Origin of the sequence: Prevotella pallens ATCC 700821, assembly GCF_000220255.1 — a bacterium.
In the GTDB taxonomy this organism is placed as follows: Bacteria; Bacteroidota; Bacteroidia; order Bacteroidales; family Bacteroidaceae; genus Prevotella; species Prevotella pallens.
Map to the genome: position 1 here is coordinate 1895329 of NZ_GL982513.1, position 8891 is coordinate 1904219.

At 37.9% G+C, this 8891-nt stretch carries 7 protein-coding genes and 1 pseudogene; 5 read left to right on the forward strand and 3 right to left on the reverse strand.

The window, feature by feature from the left end:
- Positions 1-902: 902 nt before the first annotated feature.
- Positions 903-2975, reverse strand: coding sequence for a TonB-dependent receptor (locus HMPREF9144_RS07410; protein ID WP_006045312.1), 2073 nt, complete (start codon positions 2973-2975; stop codon positions 903-905).
- 294 nt (positions 2976-3269) lie between these two features.
- On the opposite strand from HMPREF9144_RS07410, the gene xpt reads away from it, so the two are divergent.
- From xpt to HMPREF9144_RS07435, 5 genes and pseudogenes are all read left to right on the forward strand, one after another.
- On the forward strand, positions 3270-3842 hold the full coding sequence (xpt, locus tag HMPREF9144_RS07415; RefSeq protein ID WP_006045313.1) for a xanthine phosphoribosyltransferase: 573 nt from the start codon (positions 3270-3272) through the stop codon (positions 3840-3842).
- A gap of 6 nt (positions 3843-3848) precedes the next feature.
- Positions 3849-5192: a nucleobase:cation symporter-2 family protein gene (locus tag HMPREF9144_RS07420; protein ID WP_006045314.1), complete on the forward strand. Its 1344-nt coding sequence runs from the start codon at positions 3849-3851 to the stop codon at positions 5190-5192.
- Between the two features lie 95 nt (positions 5193-5287).
- Positions 5288-5764: a hypothetical protein gene (locus HMPREF9144_RS07425; protein WP_006045315.1), complete on the forward strand. Its 477-nt coding sequence runs from the start codon at positions 5288-5290 to the stop codon at positions 5762-5764.
- 136 nt (positions 5765-5900) lie between these two features.
- The gene (locus tag HMPREF9144_RS07430) at positions 5901-6209 is read left to right on the forward strand and encodes a hypothetical protein (protein ID WP_146739293.1); all 309 of its coding nucleotides are present in this window, start codon (positions 5901-5903) and stop codon (positions 6207-6209) included.
- A 44-nt stretch (positions 6210-6253) separates the two neighbouring features.
- Positions 6254-7308, forward strand: a pseudogene (locus HMPREF9144_RS07435) (IS5 family transposase).
- A 364-nt stretch (positions 7309-7672) separates the two neighbouring features.
- Here HMPREF9144_RS07435 and HMPREF9144_RS07445 read toward each other — a convergent pair.
- Positions 7673-8185, reverse strand: a complete 513-nt coding sequence (locus HMPREF9144_RS07445; protein WP_006045322.1) for an Imm44 family immunity protein — start codon at positions 8183-8185, stop codon at positions 7673-7675.
- Positions 8186-8194: 9 nt separating this feature from the next.
- A partial coding sequence (locus HMPREF9144_RS12900) for an RHS repeat domain-containing protein (RefSeq protein ID WP_257009649.1) occupies positions 8195-8891 on the reverse strand: 697 nt, incomplete at its 5' end.

An 8891-nucleotide genomic window follows, 5' to 3' on the forward strand; every position in this document is an offset into this window, starting at 1 on the left:
TCTTCTTTTTGTTTATCCTCCTGCAATTCAAACTAAAAACTATACTTTAATTCAAACCCAAATCTGCCATTATACGGTAAATCCATTGTTATAGTTCATACTATTGACCTTGTGCCTGCTTTCGTCTTCTTACCATCCATCTTGTTCCACTTTATAACACAACTCAGACGGTGTATGTTATAAAGTAAAACAATCTAATCTACAATAGAATCGGAGGCACAGTAAATAATAGATTGGAATATTATAACCAATAGCTACTGTCTACTCGCCCATAAAATAAAACATATCAAATGCCTTGTAAAAGTTAGTCAAATACTGTTCTTTCATTTTAGATATCTATCGCACTCGTCTTAGATATCTATCACGTTCGTTTTAGATATCTATCAGTTGCAAATTAGATATCACAAAAAACTACAACCTTTGTCATTTTATATTATAACACTTAAAAGAGATTTAACCAGATGACTATTATTAACTTTTTTATTCTATAATATTCTGATTTACACACTATTATAAGTATCTAATTAACAATACATTGTATATATCCTCAACATACAGTAGATTTCACTTACCTTAGTGTTACAAATAGAAGTTATTAAAGCAAGCAGAAAAAAGAAACGAAGAGGAAATATACAAAAGAACGTTCACTTTCCCACGCAAAGCATTATCTTTACTGTCGAAATAGTGAGCGTTCTTTACCTATAACAATACTATGAATTTTCAAACATACCACTCATTTCTAAATCATTCCTATATATTATAATCTTCATTCAACTTTAAGTGTTGTGCTTTAAGCACTTAGTTCGAAATCATATCTTTTTATTGGAAACGATGTTATATTGAGTAATAAACTTTAAGAGTAATGAATACATCTATTGTTATAACTAGCCAATATTACAAAACTACATTTGTATGTTGAAACCTGCAGTAATCCAAGTCCCTGGTTGTGGCACATTTCCATAGTCTACGTATGTCTTATTCAGCAAATTGTTTGCAGCAACAAATGCTGTCCATTTATTTGCATTCCACGATAGACGTGCATCGAGTATGCCATACGTTGCATATTTATGGTGCTGATTGGCGGTATCAATGTAATTTCCCATACGGTGAAGCAACCGATAGTTCAGACCTAAGTCAAGGTTTCGCCATAAATTCAGTTGCAAATCAGCCACCATTTTGTTTTTCACATATTCTAGAACATATTTACTTGTAACGCCATTATGTTCCTCTTCATTTTGGTTAAGATAGCAATAGGCTATACCAAATTGTTTAAAGAAACGTTGTGATGGCATCAACATATAGAAGTCGAAACGTAACGAAGATTCTAAACCAACAACGTTGATAAGACCAAAGTTTACACTTTTCCAAAGCACTGCACCATTAGCATCAAGTGTTCCATCAGAAATCCAGTCGATACGATTTTTCTGCCGATTATAGAAAAGACTCGTTTTTCCACTAATTCCGCTCCAACTATACTTTACACCTGTTTCGAGAGCCGAAAGCTCTTCTGGTTTTAGGTGTTTATCGGCTTTATGTCCTCCCACCGAATAGAACAATTCGGTAAACGACGGCATACGCAACGAAGAATTGTACGAGGCATAAACTTTCCATGCATTTCCTATTCTATAACTTGCATCTATACCAGGATAGATGCGCATATTCATATCGGCCTGACTATTCTTCACAGCAACAATACCTGCCGATAGCGTAAAGCGTGAAAGAATAATATTGTGTTCCAATACGAATTGCAGATTGGTACGGTTAATTCCATGCGTATAGTCGAGATTAGTTCCATGGATATGATGGTTTCGTTCGAGCTTTTCGCCAAGGTTTGTACTCACAAGCTCCTCTTGCCTCAGCTCAGCAGCAAAAGCAGTTCGTCCCAAACACCAATCGAAATAAGCATTAAGATTTACACCATACACATCGGTTCTGTGGTAGTTATACGCATACTTTTGTGGTGCTCCACGGAATAGTTCGAATCTATCCATACTACGATTCCAATAGATAGACGGACGAATGTGAAATAGTCCTTGTTTGTTCTCAGCCTGTAAGGCAGTAAAAGTTTTAAACGTGTGTTCAAACTGGTCGTCATATTTTGCCGCATAAAACGTGTTAGCACCAAAGTCTTTAACGCTCATTCCAGCATGCCAGTTTACTGCAATCTGGTCGTCGTTATAATTACCTTGATAAAAAGCCTTGTTCGTCTTGTAGTCTGCGCTCAGTTTTCCAGCCTTATTTCGTAGATATCCATCGCTTCGAGTATACGATGCAGAAAGCTGATTGTTCCAATGCCCTTGTGCAATGTTTGCACGTGCACCAGCTGAAAGATAGCCATAAGAACCACCTTCTATACGTGCAGAGAGAGAAGAAGACTGGGGAGTTTTTGTTACAATGTTTATAGCACCCAATAAAGACGATGTACCATAAACGCGTCCTGCCGGACCTTCGAGAACTTCAATACGTTCAATTTCATTTAAATCAACAGGAAAATCAAACGCATTATGTCCTGTTTGTGCGTCGCAGATATTAATGCCATTCAGCAAAATAGTAATCTGCTCAGAATTTCCACCACGTATGCTCACATCGGTAAGTGCTCCTAAAGCTCCCTTCTGTCGCACATCTACCCCTACAGCATACTTTAAAAGGTCGTTTACACTTTGTACTGGCGCAGCTTTAATATCTTCACGACTCAGTACAGTTACCATTCTCGCTTGCTGACTAACAGTCAGTGGCGCCCGTGTACCAGTTACATTTACTTCGTCTAACAGCACTTGCTTATTGGTTACTGTAGAATCGCCACTTACTTTCAAGGCATCATTACTTGTGTTATGTGCCGTTGCATGTTGAAGAGTAGCAACACTCAGTACACCAATTATCACTTCTTTACCTAAAACAGCAAAGAGAGAATAGCCGCGATTAGAAAAGTGAGTAAACTTCACTACACTACGCTTGTTAAAAATTGGTTTGTACATATAATTAATAGATTTGTTAATATCGGTACAATAAACCTTAGTATAAAGCAAACCATACCGAAATTAGGCTGCAAAAGTACATAATATTTTACAGAAAGGAATGCAACTTTAGCAAAAACTGTCCTTTTACTTCGTTTCTTTCCACTGAAAAAGAAAATAAATGATGAGATTGGCTAATAGTCTTTCATAATTTACTACTTTTGCACTCTATATATTTCTAACAACCGTTTTTAGCAACAGCGTTAGACATATATAAGCAGAAAATTAACAACAAGCTAAGTAAATAACCGTACAATGAAAACATTGATAGATCGCATTCTTAAAGATGGGAAATGCTATGAGGGGGGTATTTTAAAGGTAGACAAATTTATTAATCATCAGTTAGACCCTAACCTGATGAAGCAAATTGCTGTGGAACTTATTCGGCGCTATGCTTCCACAGAAATAAATAAGATTATAACTGTTGAAGCAAGTGGCATTGCACCAGCCATTATGATGGGGTTCTTGCTCGATTTGCCAGTCGTTTTTGCCAAAAAGAAAAAGCCTTCTACAATGGCTGATATGCTTTCGACTACTGTATTCTCGTTTACAAAGCAGCGCGAATACCATGTTTGTATATCAAAAGAATATCTTACACCTTCAGATAAGGTTCTTTTTGTAGACGACTTCTTAGCATACGGCAATGCTGCAAAAGGAATAATAAACTTGTGTAGTCAGGCTGGGGCTGAACTTGTAGGTATGGGATTTATCATTGAAAAGGCATTCCAAAATGGTCGTGAGATTATAGAAGCAGCAGGAATACGTTGCGAAAGCTTGGCTATTATCGACTCATTAGACAACTGTGAAATAAAGATTAGACAACAATAAAAACCTATGGAACAAAAAAAAGAACTTATTTATGGTCTGAACGACCGACCGCCTTTGCGCGAAACAATCTTTGCTGCAGTACAGCATCTGTTAGCAATTTTCGTAGCTATCATTACTCCACCACTCATTATCAGCTCTGAGTTACAATTCGATTTAGAAACAACAGGATATCTTATATCTATGTCGTTGTTTGTTTCGGGCATTGCAACCTTCATTCAATGTAAACGTTTTGGTTTTCTTGGTGCAGGTTTACTGTGCATTCAAGGAACTTCTTTCTCGTTCATCAGTCCCATTATCGGAGCTGGTATGCTCGGAATGGTAAACGGGAAGATGAATGTCGAGATGGGACTAAGCTATATATTCGGAGCTTGTATGGTGGCATCGGTTGTAGAAATGCTGGTCAGCCGCGTACTGCCCTATATGCGTAAGATAATAACTCCCCTAGTTTCGGGGATTGTTGTTACACTTATTGGTTTATGCTTAATAAAAGCAGGCATAAACTCGTGTGGCGGTGGAAATGCAGCTATGGCTACACATACATTTGGCTCTATACAAAATCTTGGATTAGCACTGCTTGTACTTGTAAGCATCGTTATATTCAATAGATCAAGCAATCCGTTCTTACGAATGGCATCTATCGTTTTGGGACTAATATTAGGTTCTACTGTTGCTTACTTCTTAGGCTTAATAGATTTTTCACGGTTAGGCGATACGGGTACACTAAACATTCCTGAACCTTTCAAGTATGGTTTGCATTTCGACACCGGCTCCATCATCGGATTAGGACTGATATATTTGGTAACAGCAGTTGAGGCTTACGGAGATATTACTGCCAATTCGCTGATTTCAGGAGAACCAGTTGAAGGACCAGTATTTATGAAACGTGCACAAGGAGGCATCTTGGCAGACGGTTTCAATTCGCTTCTTGCAGCAGTTTTCAATAGTTTTCCAAACTCTATCTTTGCACAGAACAACGGAATGATACAGCTTACGGGCGTTGCCAGTCGCTATGTGGGCTACTTTGTAGCAGGTGCTTTGCTTATTTTAGGGCTATTTCCAGTGGTAGGACAAATATTTTCACTCATTCCAGACTGCGTTCTCGGCGGTGCAACATTGCTTATGTTTGGAACTGTTGCAGCTGCTGGCATTCGTATTATTGCATCAACCTCCATCAATCGCAAGGCAGTTTTGGTTATGGCAATAAGTTTTGCTATGGGATTGAGCGTAGAACTTGTGCCAAACATATTAGACCAAATGCCCCCAATAATAAAAAACATTTTCTCTAGCGGTATAACAATGGGGGGACTAACTGCTATCTTAGCAAATGCCCTTATACGAATTAAAGAATAAAACATTAAGGGGGAGAGTTTTTCAGCTTTGCCCCTTTTTCTGCTTTTTTATTCCTATCTTTGCAAAAATATATTCAATTAATAAAACGTAAAACTATGGCGAACGAAGGAAAGAAACGTAAGTTTATAAGTTCTCTTACATTTAAACTGCTCGTAATGATACTAATTTTATTTGGTTTCGGACTGTTTTACAACTTTGTGATTGCCGAAGATGATGTAGTTTCTGAACAAGAACAGCAAGAAGAGCAACAACGGAATGCTGTGCTTGATACTGTAGATGTTGTGGGCGACTACCTATGGCCAAACCGAAAAAGTAGGAAGAGAGACCTAACAACAAACGAAGAAAACGTAAAAAGTAATAGCGAAACAAAGAAAAATAATGAAGAAACTATCATAAACACACAACGGAAAGCAGAAAAAGAGAATCAAGAAAATGTTACGCCTTCTGCCCCTCTACCAGTTCCTGCTAACGACCCTACACAAACTGTACCTACAAAAACAGCGTCAAAACCTGCAACTACACCAACTATAGAGAAAGTTTCATCGCCAAAAGTAGAGAAGATTGAACAATAATTTTGCTTTGTCTGAGATACTTTGTGGTATTCGCAAAAGAAATCAATAGATAGTTTATGGTAAAGAGCATAAACCGGCTCAGTATATCATAACATTTTTTAAGCTCACTAGAAACATTAACTTAACAATTACACTTATGAAACGTATCGTATTATTTACATTCACAATGCTATTAGGCATATTCTGTTATGCCCAGTCAGAACATCTAAAATTTTCTGGCATTCCTATAGATGGAACTATCAACCAGTTTCAAGCAAAAATAGTACAGAAAGGATATGTGTATAATAAACTATATAGTGAAGCTATATCAAACGGAGTAAGATGTTTTGATGGAACTTTCGTTGGGAATAAGGTAGGATTGTATGTTTATTATGATGAACAAACAAAGAAAGTCTATCGTGTAAAGGCTGTTATTAATAATATGAGACCTCTGCAAAACTCTTAGTTTAGAAATTTGCTTATATCATTATTTTTTCGTACCTTTATAGTATGAAACAGCAACTCTCCTCTCTCAGTTTTGCCGACCTATTAGCCGGTCAGCGTAAGGTCAAGCAGACCTTCTTTTCTCAGATAGACAATATTATCGATTGGAATCCAATCCGTGGTATTATTGAAATTGCCTACACCAAAGGTAACAAGGCAACTGGTCGTCCGAGCTATGATAGTCTTGTGCTTTTTAAAATCGAACTTCTCCGTACTTGGTATGGTCTTAGTGATGGTGAGGTTGAGGAGCAGGTAAACGATCGTTTGTCTTTCAGCCGCTTTGTAGGACTGGGTTTGGAAGATGTTGCTCCTGATAGTACGACTGTATGTCGTTTCCGTAACATTCTTGTAGAGGCAGACCTTTATGATATGGTACTGAATGAGATTAACCGTCAGTTGGAGCAACAAGGTGTTATTGTCAAACGTGGGGCTATCGTCGATGCCAGCATTACCGATAGTCCTAGTCGTCCACGTGGTCGTAAGGAGTATGAGATAGTTGAGGACAGAGATGAAGAAACGGGTAAATTAAAATCCGAGAAAGCTATGCTCAAGGAGAAACTCAAGCCCAATGTTGATGGGGAGGCACGCTGGATCAAGAAAATGGGAAGGCTCCACTTTGGATACAAACGGCATTCAGTTACAGATGAAAATGGATTGGTTCTTGCAGAGGAGACTACCGCAGCTAATGAGAGCGATATCAAGCATTTGGAAACGCCCCAGAAAAAGCAAATCTTCCGAAAAAGACTCTCGTATATGCTGATAAGGGTTATGACTCGGCAGAAAACAAGGAGACACTTGCTCGAATGAAACTAAAATGTCGCATTATGCACAAAGGAACAAGGGCGCATAAGATTACAGAAAGAGAGAAACGCATCAATGTGGCTATCAGTAAAATTAGGTACAGGGTGGAACGCACTTTTGGTTCCATACACAGATGGTTTAGGGGAGGTACGGCAAGATATGTAGGACTTGCCAAAACACATGCACAGCATATTATGGAGGCTGTTGCCTACAACTTATATCGAACGCCAGGGATAATTGTGTCCAATGCTCTCAAATAAAAGAAAATTGGACACAAATATAGATGATAATAATCGTTTTACGGCATCAATTATAACAATAAACACGTTGGAATATGCTTCTAAACACAAATAAATGGGAATTTCTCTATAAATGAAGGTTTTGCAGAGGTCTCAATATAATTTCAAAACGGCAACAAATAAAGAGAAGAAAGACTCCTTCTTTAACAATATTCACATAAAGGTTTTGTTTTCTTAAACTATGTTTAAGTTCGTTGGCGTTTATACCGCATGGTGCAGTACAAACAAGCCGTAGCGTAACTTAAGATGCCACACCACCTATAGCATCTCTTGCATGGGAACGAAATAAAAAGTAAAGGAAAGAGAACGTCTCACAAAGATTAGCCTAATCTATTATCCCCTCTAAAAGTTTTTCAAGTTGATCATTCTTATGTTGTGTGAAATGGCCTTGCCGTATGTCGTTAACTCTAAGTTGTAAACAATCAAAAAATGTATGAAAGCTGAAATCATCAAATTTTGTTTTGTATCTTTTTATGGATAGTTCTAAATATTGAAATATATCATTATACATCTTGGCTGACAACTCTTTATCTTTCAAACTAGAATAGTCTTCTAAAGAAAAAATAGGATCAATTATTAAACATCCTTCTTTCTTCATAAATCTACAATAAGATTTCATCTCATTCTCAGCAATTCTATTCTTTCGGAAAACTCGTAAATATAATTTAATTTTTCTTCCTTTGCGCTTGTCGTAACCTATTTGTTTGACAAGCGTTTCCTGCCAATATAAGTCATTCAAGCTATCGACAATATTATCAAGAACTTTTCCTATACGCAAATCTGTAGAATGTGCACCAGAGGAATCTAACTCATAAGTTGAAAATAAAAATACGCTCATACTTTTTGCTTAGTGATAATGTTTATTGCCAGCAGGCAGGTGGCCATGCTCTTCGTTATACTTTTTTAATAAGCTGTTTTCCAGTTGACGATCAGCTTTTTTTGTTCCTCCCTGTGATATTGGTTTCATCTTAACACCTGCAGGAATAATGTTTCCATCGGCATCAAAGGCGGCAGCTGTGGCCTTTGATCTATTAATCCTTGCTTCGTCAAGACGCACTTGAGAATATCTGGTCTTAGGGTGTTGAGTTTCTCCTATTTTGTAAACATCACCTTTATTCAGTTTTGTATATGCAATAGGATCTTTTGTTCCATATTCGTAGACAGGATACCATCCATCATGAGTCGCAACTAACGCATACACATCTAGCCCTAAGAGATCTAATTGGGAATTAGGTGATTTAATATGTGAATACAAAGTAGGATTCTCGCCTACCAACCCAATCGGGTCTTGGCTGATATAACTCCCCGAATTCGGATCGTAGTAGCGGAAACGATTGTAATACAAACCTGTCTCCGCATCCTCATACTGCCCTTGGTACTTGAATGGAATGATTGCAGACGGGCGTTTCCTTTGCCGCCCGTAGATGTCCAGTTCCTGTTCCCAAACCTTGTCGCCCTTTTTATCGTAAGCTTGCAGGGGTGTGCCGAGATAGTCGGACACGATGGAGAAACAATCGCCGTTGGCAACAAGCTTGGCGGCAGGC

Excerpts from the sequence above, each read along its gene's own strand:
- HMPREF9144_RS07410 (WP_006045312.1), bottom strand. The coding sequence starts at position 2,975 with ATGTACAAACCAATTTTTAACAAGCGTAGTGTAGTGAAGTTTACTCAC.
- xpt (WP_006045313.1), top strand. The coding sequence starts at position 3,270 with ATGAAAACATTGATAGATCGCATTCTTAAAGATGGGAAATGCTATGAG.
- HMPREF9144_RS07420 (WP_006045314.1), top strand. The coding sequence starts at position 3,849 with ATGGAACAAAAAAAAGAACTTATTTATGGTCTGAACGACCGACCGCCT.
- HMPREF9144_RS07425 (WP_006045315.1), top strand. The coding sequence starts at position 5,288 with ATGGCGAACGAAGGAAAGAAACGTAAGTTTATAAGTTCTCTTACATTT.
- HMPREF9144_RS07430 (WP_146739293.1), top strand. The coding sequence starts at position 5,901 with ATGAAACGTATCGTATTATTTACATTCACAATGCTATTAGGCATATTC.
- HMPREF9144_RS07445 (WP_006045322.1), bottom strand. The coding sequence starts at position 8,185 with ATGAGCGTATTTTTATTTTCAACTTATGAGTTAGATTCCTCTGGTGCA.